Source organism: Nocardia sp. CA-136227 (assembly GCF_050955695.1).
Lineage (GTDB): Bacteria > Actinomycetota > Actinomycetes > Mycobacteriales > Mycobacteriaceae > Nocardia.
Genome location: NZ_CP192081.1, coordinates 6,656,389 through 6,672,844 on the forward strand (window position 1 = coordinate 6,656,389; position 16,456 = coordinate 6,672,844).

Consider the following 16,456-nt stretch of genomic DNA (forward strand, 5'->3'; position numbering starts at 1 on the left):
TGGCGCGCACTGACGACCCACGATGCGCCCATCCACACACCACCCACAGGTTCGCGGCCCGCCCCGGCCTGGACTGCGGCTTGATAGACCTCCGCCTTGGAGCGGGGGAGCGAAGCGGAGGAGCGGAGGAGGGAAGGCCGGGGTTACGAGGGCCGCGAACAGCCCGGAGCGAAGCGGAGGGCAAATAATTACTGCACGTAGCGGCGGAGGCGGCGGGCGGCGAACTCGCGGAAGTAGGCGACCTTCTCCTGGGGGACGATGCTCGGCAGGAGGAAGTACCAGGCGCGTTCCATGCGGGTGGCCATCTGGTCGATGGACTCGGTGCTGACCGCGACGATGTGGACGCCGGTGGTCATCTCCTGTAGGAGCATGCCGATGGTGTCGGGGTCGAGGTCGGGCTCGAGGTCGCCCTGGGCGATCGCGCGTTCGGCGAGCAAACGGTGCGTCTCGCCCCAGGTCTTGGCGATATTGTCACCTGTGGCGCCGCGGTAGTCGCCGATCTGGTGGGTGAGTTTGAGCATCGCGCCGACCATCGGGTCGTTCATGGTGAGATCGGCGACCACGTAGGTGATCCCGATGCACGCTTCCAGCGCGGGCACTCGTGGATCGAAGAAACCCTGGCATGCGCTGATCAGTCGCTCGTTGCCCTGATCGACGACCGCGCGCGCCAGTTCTTCCTTGGATCCGAAGTGAAAGTACAAGGCGCCCTTGGTCACATTCGACTGCGCGATGATCTCGGACAGGGACGCGTTCGCGTAGCCCAGTCGGAGAAAGACATCGGCAGCGCCCGCGAGCACGGAATCGCGAGTGATCTCCGCACGCGCTTGCCTAGCCATCAGATCCGCCCGTCATCAAACCAGCCATCCTGAAGTAGACCGCCATCCCGAAGTTGACCGACATCACAGTTCGAACAGCACTCGAAGGATGGGTGAACCGTACCACCCGGCTGCGTGCTGCCAGCCGATTCGAGCATTCGACCCGTCCTCCTTCGCAATTCGCTGGTTAACTGTCCAGTTCTGCCCCGCTACGACAGACATATCAGACCAAAATTCAGACCGCAGGGTTCTATAACCCCTTGCCGCTCGGCCATTCCGACTTCAACTCCGGTTCCGCCTCCAAATGCGTGAGCCCGTTCCAGCACAGATTCACCAGATGCGCGGCCACCACTTCCTTCGAGGGCTGGCGCTCGTCCAGCCACCAGGTCGCCGCCGTCGCAACCATTCCCACCAGCGCCTGCCCGTACAGCGTCGCCAGGGTCGGATCCAGGCCGCGACGTTCGAAATCCCCGGCGAGAATATGGGCCACCTGATTCACGGCCTCGTTGAGCAGACTCGAATAGGTGCCCTCGGCCGCCGACACCGGCTGATCCCGCATCAGGATCCGGAAGCCGTCGGTGCGCTCCTCCATATAGGTGAGCAACGCCAGCGCCACCTGCTCGAGCCGCACCCGCGAACGATTCTGGGTGAGCGAGGAGGTGATCATTTCGAGCAGCGTCGACATCTCCCGGTCGACCACGACGGCGTACAGCCCCTCCTTGCCGCCGAAGTGCTCGTACACCACCGGTTTCGATACCTGCGCCCGCGCCGCGATCTCCTCGATCGAGGTGGCGTCGTAGCCGCGCTCGGCGAAGAGCGCCCGCCCGATCTCGATGAGCTGCTGACGACGCTGGGTGCCGGTCATGCGCGCCCGCGCCGGCCGTTGGCCCTCGCCAGCCGTCATCGCCCACCTGCCCCTTTCGCCCTGCCCGCGAGCACCTTTGCGGGGTCGCGCGCCCCGCGCCCACCGCGGTTCGGTAGGTAGCCTATCGACAGACACGATGGACACTGTGTAAGCGGTTCGACGTGGAGGCGTACTTCATGCGAGGATCAGACCCGCATGACGCTGCAATCCGCCGTGGTGTAATGGCAGCACAACTGATTTTGGTTCAGTTTGTCCAGGTTCGAGTCCTGGCGGCGGAGCTCGCGCGCAGGGTCGCTATGGTTGGCCCCGCACAACCTGACTCAGCACACGATGACTGGCAGCCGAGGGAGATCCATGCCACAGGAGACCGCCGTCGTCGTTCTCGCCGCCGGAGCCGGAACCCGAATGCGGTCCAAGACACCCAAGGTGTTGCACCCGCTGGCCGGCCGGAGCATGCTCGCACACGCACTGCATGCCGCGCACGAGATCGACCCGACGTCGCTCATCACCGTGATCGGCCACGATCGCGAACAGGTCGGCGACGCGGTCGGCAAGGTGGGAGCGGAACTGGGCCGCCCGATCACCCTGGCAGTACAGAACGAGCAGCGCGGCACCGGCCACGCCGTGCAGTGCGCGCTCACCTCGCTGCCCGAGGATTTCGCGGGCGATGTCCTCGTCACCTACGCCGACGTCCCGCTGCTGGACGGTCACACCCTGCACGCGCTGCTCGACGAGCACCGCAGCTATTCCGACGGATCCGCCGCCACCGTACTGACTTTCGTGCCCGAGGACCCCAACGGCTACGGCCGCATCGTGCGCGATGACGAGGGCCGGGTCATGGAGATCGTCGAGCACGCTGACGCCACCCCGGAACAGGCCGCGATCACCGAGGTCAACTCCGGCGTCTATGTCTTCGACGCGGCCGTGCTGCGAATCATGATCTCGCGCATCGACACCGCCAACGCCCGCCACGAGCTGTACCTGACCGACGTGCTCAAGCTGGCCCGCGAGGCCGGGCACCCGGTGCACGGCGCGCGGCTGGTGGATTCCGCCAAGGTCACCGGCGTGAACGACCGGGTGCAGCTGGCCGGTGCGGCCAAGACGCTGAACCGCTACATCCTGGAACGGCACATGCGCGCCGGGGTCACCATCATCGATCCGGGCACCACCTGGATCGACGGCAATGTGGTGATCGGCCGCGACACCGTCATCCGGCCCGGCGTACAGCTGTTGGGCGACACCGTGATCGGTGAGGACACCGAGATCGGCCCCGACTGCACGCTCACCGATGTCACCGTCGGCGACCGCGCCACGGTGGTCCGCACCCACGGCGAGAAGTCCAGCATCGGCGCGGGCGCCAACGTCGGCCCGTTCGCCTACCTCCGGCCCGGCACCTCGCTCGGCGAGGAGGGCAAGATCGGCGGCTTCGTCGAGACCAAGAACGCCACCATCGGCGCCCACTCCAAGGTCCCGCACCTGACGTATGTGGGCGACGCCACCATCGGCGAGTACAGCAATATCGGCGCATCCAGCGTTTTCGTCAATTACGACGGCGTCAAGAAGCACCACACCACGGTCGGCTCGCATGTGCGGACCGGTAGCGACACCATGTTCGTCGCCCCGGTCACCGTGGGTGACGGCGCGTACTCGGCGGCGGGTACTGTACTGCGCAGAAACGTTCCTCCGGGGGCGCTCGCGGTATCGGGTGGAGCACAGCGCAATCTCGAGGGTTGGGTACAGCGCAATCGCCCCGGTACCGATGCCGCTCGCGCGGCCGAAGCGGCTCTCGCTTCGAACCCGGAGGATGCGGGAACCACCGAGAAAACCAACGAGCAAAAGGATGGCGAACGTCAGTGACCGCGTTCTCTACCGATAACCAGAAGAATCTGATGCTGTTCTCGGGACGCGCTCATCCCGAGCTCGCCGAGGCGGTGGCGAAGGAACTCAACGTCCACGTCACCCCCCAGACCGCTCGTGATTTCGCGAACGGCGAGACCTTCGTCCGGTTCGAGGAATCGGTGCGCGGCTCCGACGCCTTCGTGCTGCAGAGCTTCCCGGCCCCGCTGAACCAGTGGGTCATGGAGCACCTGATCATGATCGACGCGCTCAAGCGCGGTTCGGCCAAGCGCATCACCTCGGTGCTGCCGTTCTACCCCTACGCCCGCCAGGACAAGAAGCACCGCGGCCGCGAGCCCATCTCGGCCCGCCTGGTCGCCGACCTGCTCAAGACCGCGGGCGCGGACCGGATCATCACCATCGACCTGCACACCGATCAGATCCAGGGCTTCTTCGACGGCCCGGTCGATCACATGCACGCGCAGGTGCAGCTGGCCGAGCACATCCGCAACAACTACGACCTGTCCAACATCACGGTCGTCTCCCCCGACGCCGGCCGCGTGAAGGTCGCCGAGAAGTGGGCCAACTCGCTGGCGGACGCGCCGATGGCGTTCATCCACAAGACCCGCGACCCGCTGGTCCCCAACCAGACCGTCTCCAACCGCGTGGTCGGTGAGGTCGAGGGCCGCACCTGCATCCTGATCGACGACATGATCGACACCGGTGGCACCATCGCCGGCGCGGTCAAGGTGCTCAAGAAGGCCGGCGCGGGCGACGTGGTCATCGCCGCCACCCACGGCATCCTGTCCGATCCGGCCGCCGAGCGTCTCGCCAACTGCGGGGCCAAGGAGGTCGTGGTCACCAACACGCTGCCGATCGACGAGGCCAAGAAGTTCCCGACCCTGACCGTGCTGTCGATCGCGCCGCTGCTGGCGCAGACGATCCGCGAGGTCTTCGAGAACGGCTCCGTCACGGGCCTTTTCAACGGGAACGCGTAACAGCACTCGCATCGAAGCGCCCCTCCTGGATTCAGGAGGGGCGCTTCTGCGTGAAATGGGGCCGACAAGCGTGTTCGTTTCGGCGAGCAGGCGGTAGCGTTGGGTCGGACGTACGGTTTGCTACTGGTGCGCTGACAGCGCGGAGAGGTGGTGCCGCATGGCCGACCGGCCCGACGAGGACGACGCCCGCCTGATGGACGAGGTCTTCGACACCGATCAGGTCTACGACAGCGATGTCGACAACCTCGACTACGACCTCGGCGACGACGACCAGGAAGACGAGATCCGCGAGTACCAGCGCTACATCGCCGATCCGCCCTCCGACCTGGTCATCCGCAATCGCGAGAACGACGACGACGGCCGCCTCGGCATCGGCGACGAACTCGACCAGGAATGGACCCGCCGCCGTCAGCGCGAGGAACTCGGGATCGAGGACAACCGGCCCGCCGAGGTCGCCGCCATGGACATCGTCGAGGAGCTCGAGGACTAGGGCGGTCGCGCGCGTCGGCCGGGCATCACGGACACTCGATCCATGACCGCGTTCACGGGATTCCCGCTCGCCGGACTCGACTTCTACGAGGACCTGGAAGCCGACAATTCCAAGGCCTTCTGGACCGCCCACAAGACCGTGTGGGAAGAGTCGGTCCGGGATCCGATGAAGGCGCTGGTCGCCGACCTGGAACCCGACTTCGGCACCGCCAAGATCTTCCGCCCCTACCGCGACGTGCGCTTCGCCAAGGACAAGTCGCCGTACAAGAACCATCAGGGCGCGGTGGTCTACAGCGCCCAGTACTCCGGCTGGTACGTGCAGATCGGCGCGGGCGGGCTGCGGGTGGCCGGCGGCATGTACGCCGCCGAGGCCGCCCAGCTCACCGCGCTGCGCGCCGCCATCGACGACGAGGTGCGCGGCGCGGAACTGGAGGCGCTGATCGCCCGGTTGATCGCGGACGGCTACGCCATCGGCGGGGACAAACTGGCCACCAAGCCCAAGGGCTACGACATCGACCATCCCCGCATCGAGTTGCTGCGGCACAAATCCCTCACCGCCGGAAGGGATTTCGGCGCCCCGAAGTGGCTGACCACCCCGCGCGCCGCCCGGGAGGTCCGGGCGGCGTGGGAGCAGTTGCGGCCGCTCATCGAATGGCTGGCGGCCGTGACGGCGCAGAAGTAGCCGCGCCTACCGGCGTTCGGCGAGCACCAGGGCGAACCGCTGGTCCGGGTCGGTCCAGATGTGCTCGGTGCGGAAACCGGCGGCGTCCAGCTCGCTGTCGAGCGCCTCCCGGCGGAACTTCGCGGAGATCTCGGTGCGCAGTTGCTCACCCGCCGCGAAATCGACGGTGAGGTCGAGTTCGGGAATGCGGACGGTCATGGCCTCGGTGGCCTCGAGCCGCATCTCGATCCACTCGTTCTCGGCGTCCCAGAGGGCGACGTGCGCGAACTTGTCCGGCACGAAGTCCGCGCCCAGGCGGGCGTTGAGGACGTGCAGCACATTGCGATTGAACTCCGCGGTGACACCGGCGGCATCGTCGTAGGCGGGAACCAGCACCGCCGGATCGATGACCAGGCCCGCCCCGAGCAGCAGCTGCTCGCCGGGTTCGAGCACATCCCGGATGCCCGCCAGGAATTCGGCGCGCTCGGCCGGAACCAGATTGCCGATGGTGCCGCCCAGGAAGGCGACCATGCGCCGGCCGCCGCCGGGCAGATTGTCCAGCGTGTTGGTGAAGTCGCTGACCACGCCGTGCACGGCCAGACCCGGGAACTCCGCCGCCACCTCGTCCGCGGCCATGCGCAGCGCCGAGACCGAGACATCCTGGGGCACATAGCTCTTCAACGGTCCCGCCGCGGAGAGCGCGTTCAGCAGCAGCCGGGTCTTGGCCGCCGAACCCGCGCCGAGCTCGACCAGCGCCTCGGCCCCGGCGATCCGCGCGATCTCCCCGACCACCCGTTCCAGCAGTGCCCGCTCGGTGCGGGTCGGGTAGTACTCCGGCAGTTCGGTGATCTTCTCGAACAGCTCGCTGCCGCGCGCGTCGTAGAACCATTTGGGCGGCAGCCACTTCGGCTCCGCCGTCAGCCCGCGCCGTACGTCCTCGCGCAACGCGGTCGTCAAATCCTCGTCCGTCAGATGGATTTCCACCGTAGCCGCAGTCATGAACCAGCCCTTCCGATCTCGATATCCAGTGGTTCCACCGTCATTTCGCCGACTCGCGCCCGCACCAGCCGCCGATCCTCGATCGGCCGCCAGCGCGGATCGTCGTCGAACGGTTCCGACGCCACCACCACGAATCCATCGCCCGACAGCAGCGACAACGAGTGATGCCAGGTCGTCGCCCACACTCCGGACCCGTTGCCCAGCAGCAAGTTCAATCGCGCCCGCGGTGATCGCTCCAGCACCGCGGCCATCACCCGCCGCACGACCCCACCCGGTTCCGCGCCGTCCTCGAGCAAGTGGCGCAGGATCACCCAGAGCACACCGGAATCCGTCAGCGCCTCGGCGTCGAGCAGGGACCCCGCTCCGAATTCGGCGGCCACGGCGGTGAGCACGGCGCGCCAGTCGGGTATCGCGCCGTTGTGACTGAACGCCCAGCGTCCGTGGACGAACGGCGCGCAGGCCGCCCGCTCCACGGGCATGCCCACGGTCGCGGAGCGGATCGCGGCCAGTACCGCCGTCGAGCGGATCTGCGGCAGCACCTCGTCCACGGCCGGATCGGTCCACATCGGGACGGGATTGCGGTAGCGGCTGACCACCGGATCGATCAACGGCGGGTTCTCCGCCGGATCGCCGGTCGCGCCACCGTGCCAGACGACGCCGGGGCCGTGGTCGAGCGCCGCCGCGTCGGGGTGGTGCCACCAGGCGACGCCGAAGCCGTCGGCATTGATGGTGCCGCCACCGCGCATCTCCCGCGGCGCCCAGGACTGGGTGCGCAGCGAGTGCGGGCCCTGGGTGAGCAGCGCGCCGACCGGGGTCGGCGGACCCAGATAGGCCAGGTGACGGCACATCAGCGCTCGTCCGATCGCAGATCTCTGGCCAGCCGGAAACCGGCGAAGATCTGACGGCGGATGGGATGGTCCCAGTTGCGGAAGGTGCCGCGGCAGGCGACCTGGTCCGCGCCGAAGGAGCCGCCGCGCAACATCTTGTAGTCGCCGCCGAAGAAGACCTCGGAGTATTCGCGGTACGGGAACGCCCGGAAGCCCGGGTACGCCTCGAAACCCGAGGACGTCCACTCCCACACGTCGCCGATCAGCTGATGGACCCCGGCCGGCGACGCGCCGTCCGGATAGCCCCCGACATCGGCCGGTTCCAGGTGGTGCTGACCGAGATTCGCGAGCGCCTCGGTGGGATCGCCATCGCCCCACGGGAATCGCCGGGAGCGCCCGGTGCTCGCGTCGAAGCGCGCGGCCTTCTCCCATTCCGCCTCGGTGGGCAGGCGCTTGCCGGCCCAGCGGGCGTACGCCTCGGCCTCGAACCAGCACACGTGCACCACCGGCTGCCGCGCGCGCAGCGGCTGCATGACGCCGAAAACCCGTCGCCACCAACGCCCGCCGCCGTCCTGCTCCCAGAACTGCGGCGCGGTCAGCCCGGCCTCCACCCGGTGCGCCCAGCCGCGCTCGGACCACAGTTCCGGCCGCTCGTAGCCGCCGTCGTCGACGAAGGCGAGGTACTGCTCGTTGGTGATCGGCGCGGCGTCGATGGCGAAACCGTCGACGTGGACCGGGTGCGCGGGCTTCTCGTTGTCCAGCGCCCACGGGTCGCTGTCGGTGCCCATGGTGAATTCGCCTGCGGGAACCACGACTTCACCGGTGACCGCCACCCGCGCGGTAGGGGTCGGCGGCGCGGACAGCACCGCCGCACCGGTCCGCAGCTGGTGGGTGGCCAGCATGGTCTCGTCGTGCTGCTGCTCGTGCTGGGCGATCATGCCGAAGGCGAACCCGTCCCGCACCAGATCCGGTCCGCGTAACGGGCTGCGGTCCAGCACATCCCACACCTTCTCGCGCACGGTGCCGACATAGTCGCGGGCCTGCGTCGGATCCAGCAGCGGCAGGGTGGGCCGGTCCGCGCGGGCGTGTTTGAACGCGTCGTAGAGGTGGTCGATGTCCTGCCGCACCGGTTCGCGTCCGCCCACATCGCGCACCAGCCACAGCTCTTCCTGGTTGCCGATATGCGCGAGATCCCACACCAGCGGGCTCATCAACCGCGAATGCTGCGCCACCAGCTCGGCCTCGTCGAGGCATTCGGTCAGCCCGATGGTCCGCCGCCGCGCCCGCTCCAGGGACTCCGCGATCCGCGACCGCAGCGCCTCGGTCTCGGCCCGGTCCGACCCCGGCAGATGCTGAACAGTCATGAGAGGACTCCCGATTCGTGAGATGTCATGCGCCGCCTCCGCAATGGACGCCGGTGGGGGTCAGTCCGCTGCGACATCGGTCGGCGGCGGCGATCAGCTCCGCCTCGGCCTCGCGGGTGGCGGCGCGGGCGACGGCCAGGTCGAGCAGGGCGACCGCGGTGGCCCGCAGGTCCGGGTCGGCCAGGCCGCGGCGGGCGGCCTCGGACCAGCGGTCGGCGGTGTCGGCGGCCAGAGCCGTTGCCTCCGTGATGGTTCCGGGATCCGACAGCAGCGCGTCGATGACGTGCACCGGCACCGACCAGTCGTCGCCCGGCTGGGCGTCCAGGTAGCGGACCTCGAGGTGCCCGGAGGCGCGGACCGGCGGGAACAGGGTGGTGAGGTGATAGTCGAGATCCGCCTGGTCCGGGCGGCGGCCGATCTCCTCGTCCAGGGCCCCGCACAGCCAGTCGGCGAAGGTGGCCCCGCGCGGGGCCGACCAGTCGGCGGCCAGCGGATCCTCGGCCCGCACGCACAGCAGAGGCACGTCCAGGGCCCACCGGGCGTAGCCGGTGATGGGATCGGCCCAGTCCTGCACGGGCGGGCGGGTACGGAGCTGATCGAGCCGCTGCCAGGCCCGCATGCGCTGCGAGGCCCACGCGCCCGGCGGGGCGGTGTGCAGGCCCGGTGAGCAGGCGAAGGCCGCCAGCAGGGCCGGCCCCACCGCGTACAGCGCCCGCCAGCGGGCGGCGATCTCGGCGGGGTCCGCGCCCGCGTCGACGCTGACCTGGGTGGCGGCGGTATTGCACATCATGAGGGCCCCGAACGGGCCCAGACCGGCGAAGGACTCCTCCATGGCCCGGTAGCGCGGCAGCTGCAGCACGCGCAGGGGCAGCCGGACCGCGTCGGCGGCGCCGGAAATGGTTCGGATACCGCGGGATTGGAGCAGCTCCCGCAAGCTGGTCGTGTCTGCCCGTAAGCGCTCGCACAGTTCGGCGGCGGTTCCGAACGGGGCACTGGACAGTTCGATCTGACCGCCGGGTTCGAGGGTGACCCGGCTGCCGCCCGGCAACGGATCGGCCGGGGAATCGGGGGAAATGGACCGCGGCGCATACGGCCCGAGGGCGTCCGCGAGAACCGTGAGGTTTGGACGCGAATTCGTCGCCGAAAGTTCACCTTGCGCGGTGAGCCACTCCAGTTCGGCGCCGATGAGCAACGGTGGGCCCTGTTTGAAACAGACTTTTCCGACATACGCCTCAGCGGCGGCGCGTGAGGTGAATTCGCCGCCGGGTTCCGAGACATCCAGGCCACTGCGCAGCACATCGGCGGGTGACGCTGTGACAGCCATTGCCAACCTCCGTCTGATGCGGTCGCCGCTGGGGATCGGAACGACGACCCAAACCAGAGTAGCGAGCGACTGTGACAAGAAATCTGACGAAATGAAGAACGCGGCAAGCTATATGGTCGATTCCATGCTGGATATGGCTGGATTGCGGGCCGATACCCCCGGATGTGAAAACCAGGTATTTCTCGACAGTGCGGGCTCCTCGTTGCCCCCGCGGGCCGTCGTCGACACCACCATCGCCCACCTGCGCCGCGAAGCGGAGATCGGTGGCTACCGCGCGGCCAACGAGCGCATCGATGACCTGTACGCCGTCAAGACGGCGATCGGCGAACTGATCAACGCCGACCCCGCCGCCCTGGCCCTCAGCGACAGCGCCAGCCGCTCCTGGAGCGACTTCTTCTACTCGGTCCCACTGGCCCCCGGCGACCGCATCCTGATCTCCGGCGCGGACTACGGCAGCAATGCCATCGCCGCCCTGCAGCGCTCCCGGCAGACCGGCGCGGTCGTCGAGGCCATCCCCAGCGACAGCAGCGGCCAGCTCGACCTGGACGCGCTCACCGCCATGATGGACGAACGCGTGAAACTGGTATCGCTGGTTCACGTTCCGACCAACGGCGGCCTGGTGAACCCGGTCGCCGAGGCCACCCGCATCGCGCACCGGTCCGGCGCGCTGGTGCTGCTGGACGCCTGCCAGTCGGCCGGTCAGCTGCCCCTCGACGTCGCGGCCCTGGATGTGGACGCGCTGTCCGCAACCGGCCGCAAATGGCTGCGCGGCCCGCGCGGCACCGGGTTCCTGTACGTGCGTCCAGAACTGGCGCTGACCCTGGAACCCGGCCGCCTCGACCTGCACAGCGCCGAATGGACTGCCCCCGACGACTACGTGCTCTCCCCCGACGCCGGGCGCTTCGAGTTCTGGGAGCACTCGGTCGCCGCCCGGCTGGGCCTGGGCGCGGCCGTGCGGTACCTGCTCGACCTCGGCCCGGCCGCCGTCTACGCCGCCATCGCCGAGCGTGCCGAGTATCTACGCAAGGCGCTGGCCGAGATTCCCGGCGTGGATGTGCGCGACCGGGGCATCCAGCACTCGGGCATCGTGTCATTCACCCTGGACGGGCTGGAACCGATCCGGGTGCGCGACCGGCTGGCCGCGGAGTCGATCACCGTGACGGTGAGCCACCGCAGCTCCACCTTGCTGGATATGTCGGCGCGAGAACTGAACTCGGTGGTTCGGGCCTCCCCGCACTGCTTCGTGAGCTTCGAGGATCTGGACCGCTTCGCCGGGGCCGTACGAGCTCTCGTTTAGATCCTCAGAACCCTCACATACCAGACCGGATCACCCGAAAACGGTTAACAGCGCACCTCGAACACGGGATATTTGAATGCTGGTCCGGCATTCGAGGAGTGTTCTGCGTGAGCCGCTTCACCGACGAAATGTATGCCACCGCCCGCGTTTCCCAGCGCGGACTGGTGACCGGAGAGCCCGACGCACCACTGCGTCAGACATGGTCCGAGATCCACGACATCGCCCGCCGTATGGCGGGCGGGCTGGCGGCCGCCGGCATCGGCCCCGGCGACGCCGTGGGCGTGCTGGCCGGGATGCCGGTCGACATCGCGCCCGCCTGCCAGGCGGCGTGGATGCGTGGCGCCTCGCTCACCATGCTCCATCAACCCACGCCGCGCACCGATCTGGAGGTGTGGGCCCACGACACCGAGACGGTGCTGGGCATGATCGAGGCGCGGGCGGTCATCCTGGGCGCGCCCTTCGAGATCGCGGAACCGCTACTGCGCGAACGCGGTATCACCGTGGTGACCCTGGACTCCATGCGCGCGGGCGACCCCATCGACCCGGTGCCCACGGGCGAAGACGATATCGCGTTGCAGCAGTTGACCTCCGGGTCGACCGGCTCGCCGAAGGCCGTGCGGATCACGCACGGCAATTTCTTCGTCAACGCCTACGCCATGTTCGACCGGGTGAAGTTCCAGCTCGACGACGACGTGATGGTCAGCTGGCTGCCGCTGTTCCACGACATGGGGATGGTCGGATTCCTCAGCGTGCCGATGCAATTCGGCGCCGAAGTGGTGTGCGTGACCCCGCTGGACTTCCTGGCCCGGCCCATCCTGTGGGCCGAGCTGATCTCCAAATATCGCGGAACCGTAACCGCCGCACCGAATTTCGCGTACTCGCTGCTGGCCCGGCGATTACGCAACGCCGACGAGGGCTCGCTGGATCTGAGCAGCGTGCGCTACATGTGGAACGGCGCGGAACCCGTCGACGCCGACACCATGGAGGCGCTCGCCGTGGCCGGACAGCGCTTCGGCCTCAACCCCGCGGCCCTCACCCCGGTCTACGGCATGGCCGAGACCACGCTGGCCGTCTCCATCCCGGATCCGGGACTGGGCCAGATCCTCGATGTCGTCGACGCCGATCTGCTCGAGGCCCTCGGCAAGGCGGTGCCGGTCCGCGATTCGGAACACCATCACGGGGGCGTGCGCCGCCTGCCCACCCTGGGCTACCTGGTCGACAATCTCGAGGGCCGGGTGGTCGACACCGAGCGTCAGCCGCTGCCCGCCCGCAGTGTCGGCGTCATCGAATTGCGCGGGCCCGCAGTGACTTCCGGCTACGTCACCGTCGAAGGCTTCCGCCCCGCGCAGGACGCCGAGGGCTGGCTCGACACCGGCGACATCGGCTACTTCACCGAGGAAGGCTATATCGTCGTCTGCGGCCGGATCAAGGACGTCATCATCATGGGCGGCCGCAATATCTATCCGACCGATATCGAGCGAGCGGCCTTGCGCGTCAAGGGAGTTCGACCCGGCAACGCGGTGGCTGTGCGGCTCGACGCGGGCCAGAAGCGCGAGAGTTTCGCGGTGGTGGTGGAATCCAACGATCACCAGGATCCGGCGGAAGTGCACCGCATCGAGCACGACATCGTGCACGCGGTGTTCTCAGAGGTGGGGGTGCGCCCCCGCAGCGTGACCGTGCTGGGCCCCGGCGCGCTGCCCAAGACCTCCTCCGGCAAGCTGCGCCGCTCGGCGACGGCCACCAACGTGTCCTGAGACGCGAAGCGCCCCGGGGATCGAATCACCCGGGGCGCAACGTAGTCGGTGGCTCAGCGCAGCCGGTCGGCGGCTCAGTGCAGCTGGTTCTGCGCGGTCTCCAGGCCCACGCGCAGCAGCAGCTCGACCGCGTCCGCGGTCTGTTCGACGATCACCGGAACCTCTTTGCGCTCCGGCGCGGAGAACGGCTTCAGCACGTAATCGGCGGGATCCTGCCGGCCCGGCGGACGGCCGATGCCGAAGCGGACGCGCAGATAGTCCTTGGTGGTAAGGGCCTGCGAGATCGACCGCAGCCCGTTGTGCCCGCCCTCGCCGCCGCCGCGCTTGAGGCGGATCTGGCCGAAGGGGAGGTCGAGTTCGTCGTGGACGACGATCACCTCGGTGGCGGGCACGGAGAAGAACTTGGCCAGCGCCGCGACGGGCCGCCCGGACAGGTTCATATAGGTACGCGGCTTGGCCAGCAGCACCTTGCGCCCGTCCAAGCGGGCCTCGAGCAGATCCGCGCCGGACTTCTTGTGCACGGTGAAACGGCCGCCGACCCGCTCCGCGAGCAGATCGGCGACCATGAAACCGACATTGTGCCGGGTGCGCTCGTACTCGGATCCGGGATTACCCAGACCGACCACGAGCGCGGGCCCGGCTGTTGCCTCGGTCATAGAGAACCGTTGCGGGAGTAGGGAGTTACTCCGCGGCGGCCTCTTCGGTGGCGGCCTCTGCGGTCTCCTCGGCGGCAGCGGCCGGGGCGGCGATGATGTTGACGATCAGGGCCTCCGGGTCACCGGCGAGGGTGACGCCCTTCGGCAGCTCGATGCCGCCGGCGAGGATCTGGGTGCCGGCCTCGGCGCCCTCGATCGAGACCTCGATGGACTCGGGGATGTGCAGGGCCTCGGCCTCGATGGAGAGGGTGGTGGCGTCCTGGGTGACCAGGGTGCCGGAGGCGGCGTCGCCGACCAGGGCGACGTTCACGTCGGCGGTGACCTTCTCGCCACGACGCACGATCAGCAGGTCGGCGTGCTCGATGTAGCGACGGATCGGGTGGACGACGACCGACTTGGTCAGCGCCAGCTGCTTCTTGCCGTTGATGTCCAGGTTCAGGACGGCGTTGGTGCCGTGCTCACGCAGGATGGCGGCGAACGCCTGGGCGCTCACGGCCAGGTGCTGCGGCTCCTCGTTGTGGCCGTACAGGACGGCGGGGACATTGCCGTCGCGGCGGGTACGGCGGGCAGCGCCCTTACCGAACTCGGTACGTACGGTGGCTTCGAGAAGGTTGGCATCGGACATGACTGTCTACTCCCTACGGCTCGTCCGGCTGTAATGTCAGCGTGTCGCCAGGCGACGTGGGCCGCCCTGGCAAAGTGGTTGGTCTGCTCGTCGGCGAAGACCAACGTGGACGGCCGAATAGGCCGAGCCGCGTCGATCACGGTGGGCAGCTAGGTGCCACACCCTCGCCGAGACAACCTGAAGACTCTAACACGCTGCCGGAAGGCCCTTGCCGCACCCCCTCGGCGGCCGCGATTTCCACCCTTGTATCCGGCAATTTGACACACTAGTATTTCGCATCACTCGGCCCACCCCTCGATCCCATTCCTACCCGGTCCCGGGCTATACGAGGGGACGCCGAGGAGCTTGTCTGCCAAGTTAGGAAAACGCTTGATGAAGAACATCCGCCGGGTCGGCTTCAGCGCCGCGGGCATCGCCGCAGTCTCCGCCGCCATCGCGCTCACCGCGCCGATCGCCTCGGCCACCAACAACGACTGCGGCCCGGGCACCCCGCCGCCGACCACCACCACCCCGCCGAAGACCACCACTCCCTCGACGGGCGGCTTCGATTCGATCATCAAGTCGCTGGGCACCGGCTCCGCCACCTCCAACGGTATCGGCGCTTCGGTCGGCTGACGGTTTTCACCGCCGGCAGGCGATTTATCCCGGTTTCGGGGACGGGGATTCCTTTCCGATGCTAGGCAGTTTGATCGGCACGCTGAATAGCTTGTCTCCTGAGTGAGGAACAGAGATCTATGACCAACATCCGCAAGGCCGGCCTGAGCGCCGCGGGCTTCGCAGCCATCTCCGCCACCATCGCCATCGCCGCTCCGTTCGCCACCGCGGACACCACCGTCAACGGCCTGACCGTCGCGGGTAGCGGCTACACGGTGGGCCAGACGTACACCATCACCGTCGTCACCGGCTCGCCCAGTGTCAGCGCGAACGTCTTCGACACCACCGGGTCGAACACCGTGTCCATCGGCACGGCGACCCCGGCGAGCGGAACCGCCACCACGGCCGCCATCAACTGGACGCCGAGCTCGGCGGGCACCCACCACATCACGGTCACCCTCAACGGCGGCGGTCAGACCGCGGCCGTCGGACCGGTGGACATCACGGTCTCCGCCGCGGCCAACAACGCCGGCGGCCTCGACACGGGCAGCGCCGCCGGCCTGCTCCAGTCCCTCGGCATCACCGGCTCCAGCGCCAACGCGCGCGTGAGCTGATCCGGACGCCGAAACGGCCGGTTGTCCGGAATCCCGATCGGATTCCGGACAACCGGCCGTTTTCTCGTTCTCAGGCCGCCCGCTGCTTGAAAGTGGTCGCGTAGCAATCGACGTACGGGCGACCCGAGCGGCTGACGATGTCGGCCATGAGCTCGTCGGTGGCGCGGCGCACGGCCTGCTGGTCGGCGGGCAGGAAATAGCGCGGGTGACCGAAGGAGATGCTGACCTTGGCCGGGCGCAGGAAGCGGCCCTCGCGCGGATTGACCCGATCGGTGCCCGACAGCACCACCGGGATCACCGGGGCGCCGGTCTGCATGGCCACCCGGATCACGCCGGTACGGCCCCGGTAGACGCGGCCGTCGGGCGAACGCGTGCCCTCCGGGTGAATGCCCCAGATGCCGCCCGACTCCAGCACCCGCACCGCGGCGGCGAGCGAATCCGATCCGGCGATGCCGCCGGTGCGGTCGACCGGGACCTGACCGGTGGCGTTCATGACGAAACGATTGAGGCGACCGCGGAACCCGCCCTCGGTGAAGTACTCCTGCTTGGCGATGAAGGTGACCCGGCGGCGTAGCACCAGGCACAGGTAGAGCGAGTCCACGACGGCCAGATGGTTGGCCGCGATGATCAGCGGCCCGTTCTTCGGAACATGGTGCAGCCCTTCGATCTTCGGGCGCCCCAGCAGGCGCAGCACCGGCCCCACCAGGATGTGCTTGAGGAGCCAGTACCACATGGTGT

The 16,456-nt window shown here is 68.3% G+C and carries 17 protein-coding genes and 1 tRNA gene; 9 read left to right on the forward strand and 9 right to left on the reverse strand.

The annotated features are described in order from the left end of the window. Positions 1 to 188 precede the first annotated feature (188 nt). Both ACQP06_RS30965 and ACQP06_RS30970 read right to left on the reverse strand, forming a co-directional pair. The gene (locus tag ACQP06_RS30965; protein WP_357091991.1) at positions 189 to 836 is read right to left on the reverse strand and encodes a TetR/AcrR family transcriptional regulator; all 648 of its coding nucleotides are present in this window, start codon (positions 834 to 836) and stop codon (positions 189 to 191) included. Positions 837 to 1,065: 229 nt separating this feature from the next. Continuing rightward, a complete protein-coding gene (locus tag ACQP06_RS30970; protein ID WP_357092380.1) occupies positions 1,066 to 1,680 on the reverse strand; it encodes a TetR/AcrR family transcriptional regulator in 615 nt (204 codons plus the stop codon). A 207-nt stretch (positions 1,681 to 1,887) separates the two neighbouring features. Here ACQP06_RS30970 and ACQP06_RS30975 point away from each other — a divergent pair. From ACQP06_RS30975 to ACQP06_RS30995, 5 genes are all read left to right on the forward strand, one after another. Next, positions 1,888 to 1,958: transfer RNA gene (locus ACQP06_RS30975), tRNA-Gln, on the forward strand. Positions 1,959 to 2,034: 76 nt separating this feature from the next. Further along, on the forward strand, positions 2,035 to 3,537 hold the full coding sequence (gene glmU / locus ACQP06_RS30980; protein ID WP_433668334.1) for a bifunctional UDP-N-acetylglucosamine diphosphorylase/glucosamine-1-phosphate N-acetyltransferase GlmU: 1,503 nt from the start codon (positions 2,035 to 2,037) through the stop codon (positions 3,535 to 3,537). Continuing rightward, a complete protein-coding gene (locus tag ACQP06_RS30985; protein WP_357091997.1) occupies positions 3,534 to 4,514 on the forward strand; it encodes a ribose-phosphate diphosphokinase in 981 nt (326 codons plus the stop codon). The genes glmU and ACQP06_RS30985 overlap by 4 nt, the downstream gene beginning before the upstream one ends. 157 nt (positions 4,515 to 4,671) lie before the next feature. Next, positions 4,672 to 5,004, forward strand: coding sequence for a hypothetical protein (locus ACQP06_RS30990; RefSeq protein WP_357092000.1), 333 nt, complete (start codon positions 4,672 to 4,674; stop codon positions 5,002 to 5,004). Between the two features lie 42 nt (positions 5,005 to 5,046). Then, the gene (locus ACQP06_RS30995; protein ID WP_433668336.1) at positions 5,047 to 5,685 is read left to right on the forward strand and encodes a DUF2461 domain-containing protein; all 639 of its coding nucleotides are present in this window, start codon (positions 5,047 to 5,049) and stop codon (positions 5,683 to 5,685) included. Between the two features lie 6 nt (positions 5,686 to 5,691). Here the strand turns inward: ACQP06_RS30995 and egtD are convergent, their stop codons facing one another. Genes egtD through egtA form a run of 4 tightly spaced genes read right to left on the reverse strand, consistent with a single transcriptional unit; the run spans position 5,692 to position 10,178 of the window. Then, entirely contained in the window at positions 5,692 to 6,663 is a 972-nt protein-coding gene (gene egtD, locus ACQP06_RS31000) for an L-histidine N(alpha)-methyltransferase (protein ID WP_433668337.1), read from the reverse strand. After that, positions 6,660 to 7,511 carry a class II glutamine amidotransferase gene (locus tag ACQP06_RS31005; RefSeq protein ID WP_433668339.1) on the reverse strand — a complete coding sequence of 284 codons (852 nt, stop codon included), beginning with the start codon at positions 7,509 to 7,511 and terminating at the stop codon, positions 6,660 to 6,662. Before ACQP06_RS31005 ends, egtD begins: the two co-directional genes overlap by 4 nt. Further along, entirely contained in the window at positions 7,511 to 8,854 is a 1,344-nt protein-coding gene (gene egtB, locus ACQP06_RS31010) for an ergothioneine biosynthesis protein EgtB (RefSeq protein ID WP_433668341.1), read from the reverse strand. Before egtB ends, ACQP06_RS31005 begins: the two co-directional genes overlap by 1 nt. A gap of 25 nt (positions 8,855 to 8,879) precedes the next feature. Further along, on the reverse strand, positions 8,880 to 10,178 hold the full coding sequence (egtA, locus tag ACQP06_RS31015; RefSeq protein WP_433668343.1) for an ergothioneine biosynthesis glutamate--cysteine ligase EgtA: 1,299 nt from the start codon (positions 10,176 to 10,178) through the stop codon (positions 8,880 to 8,882). 124 nt (positions 10,179 to 10,302) lie between these two features. Between egtA and ACQP06_RS31020 the strand changes: the two genes are divergently transcribed. Both ACQP06_RS31020 and ACQP06_RS31025 read left to right on the forward strand, forming a co-directional pair. Beyond that, positions 10,303 to 11,475, forward strand: a complete 1,173-nt coding sequence (locus ACQP06_RS31020) for an aminotransferase class V-fold PLP-dependent enzyme (protein WP_433668345.1) — start codon at positions 10,303 to 10,305, stop codon at positions 11,473 to 11,475. Between the two features lie 107 nt (positions 11,476 to 11,582). After that, positions 11,583 to 13,229, forward strand: a complete 1,647-nt coding sequence (locus ACQP06_RS31025; protein WP_433668347.1) for a fatty acyl-AMP ligase — start codon at positions 11,583 to 11,585, stop codon at positions 13,227 to 13,229. A gap of 74 nt (positions 13,230 to 13,303) precedes the next feature. Here ACQP06_RS31025 and pth read toward each other — a convergent pair whose 3' ends face one another. Together pth and ACQP06_RS31035 are read right to left on the reverse strand one after the other, a co-directional pair. Further along, positions 13,304 to 13,885 carry an aminoacyl-tRNA hydrolase gene (gene pth, locus ACQP06_RS31030; protein ID WP_357092023.1) on the reverse strand — a complete coding sequence of 194 codons (582 nt, stop codon included), beginning with the start codon at positions 13,883 to 13,885 and terminating at the stop codon, positions 13,304 to 13,306. 25 nt (positions 13,886 to 13,910) lie between these two features. Beyond that, positions 13,911 to 14,510, reverse strand: coding sequence for a 50S ribosomal protein L25/general stress protein Ctc (locus tag ACQP06_RS31035; RefSeq protein ID WP_433668349.1), 600 nt, complete (start codon positions 14,508 to 14,510; stop codon positions 13,911 to 13,913). A 372-nt stretch (positions 14,511 to 14,882) separates the two neighbouring features. Between ACQP06_RS31035 and ACQP06_RS31040 the strand changes: the two genes are divergently transcribed. Both ACQP06_RS31040 and ACQP06_RS31045 read left to right on the forward strand, forming a co-directional pair. Further along, a complete protein-coding gene (locus tag ACQP06_RS31040; protein WP_433668351.1) occupies positions 14,883 to 15,125 on the forward strand; it encodes a hypothetical protein in 243 nt (80 codons plus the stop codon). A gap of 119 nt (positions 15,126 to 15,244) precedes the next feature. Continuing rightward, entirely contained in the window at positions 15,245 to 15,718 is a 474-nt protein-coding gene (locus tag ACQP06_RS31045) for a hypothetical protein (protein WP_433668353.1), read from the forward strand. A gap of 70 nt (positions 15,719 to 15,788) precedes the next feature. Here ACQP06_RS31045 and ACQP06_RS31050 read toward each other — a convergent pair whose 3' ends face one another. Continuing rightward, the gene (locus ACQP06_RS31050) at positions 15,789 to 16,451 is read right to left on the reverse strand and encodes a lysophospholipid acyltransferase family protein (protein ID WP_433673483.1); all 663 of its coding nucleotides are present in this window, start codon (positions 16,449 to 16,451) and stop codon (positions 15,789 to 15,791) included. Positions 16,452 to 16,456 lie beyond the last annotated feature (5 nt).